This window comes from Paraburkholderia mimosarum LMG 23256 = NBRC 106338 (assembly GCF_000739815.1).
Classification (GTDB): domain Bacteria; phylum Pseudomonadota; class Gammaproteobacteria; order Burkholderiales; family Burkholderiaceae; genus Paraburkholderia; species Paraburkholderia mimosarum.
The window spans coordinates 1-800 of record NZ_BBJJ01000344.1 but is presented as its reverse complement, the minus strand read 5'-3'; the positions used below and the strand labels follow the sequence as shown (position 1 = coordinate 800).

The window sequence follows — 800 nt, the reverse complement described above, 5'->3', positions numbered from 1 at the left end:
CCACCCGGTAACCCGAGGCATGGAGCCTGACGCTGATCGCCTCGCCGAGGCCACCCAATCCGCCCGTTACAATTGCAATTCGATTAGTCATCCTATATCTCCGTGCGAGTGAGCTACGTATCAAAATATTGTTGCTGCTCCCGGATGACAGGAGTCACATTCATCGCCACCATGCAGTCCCGCCCGGGCGCCACAGGCAGCGCAGAGCACAGCAGAGGCCCGCGTGGGCGCCAGAGGAAAGTTTGTTATCGATTGTGTCGCAGGACGTGCGCAATGCCTTGAATGAAACTGCTCTGACGCCCCCGGGAGAAACCCTTGTTGAGAGGTGATCGCGCACTGGCGAACGGGCTTCACGACGCGACGCAAGGACCGGGAGAATGCCGATGCAGCCACGGGCGTGCCGACAGCGCCGGGCATTGGCACGCTCTCGCGTGGGGATGGGCTTGCTGCTTACCGGACGTGGCCGATAGCGTATCTGATTGACGGAATGCTGCGTCCGCCGGCTGGAGCCAGTCTGGCAGATGATCAGGATGCCGGAGCGGCGTGCGCGAGGGTCGAGCAGAAGCAGGAGATCGCGCGAATCTTTCTCAACGGTCTCTCTGGCGCGGGGGCACTGGCGCCGGACGATAGTGACTATGTCGCCAGACTCGTCGCCCGAAGGGTCACAACTTTAGTTGAAACGGGAAGCGGCTTCTGCGCCTTGTGCGACAAGGGTTCGCGGAGATATTGCGGCTGCACGCTTATGGTTGCAGCTGGAGCGGCCCCACGTATCTGAGGACACGAGGACTCTCTTAAAATAA

The 800-nt window shown here is 60.6% G+C and carries 1 pseudogene; it reads right to left on the bottom strand.

Going from position 1 to position 800, the window contains the following annotated elements:
- Positions 1-91: pseudogene (locus BMI01S_RS43775) on the bottom strand (beta-ketoacyl-ACP reductase); the annotation flags it as partial.
- Positions 92-800 lie beyond the last annotated feature (709 nt).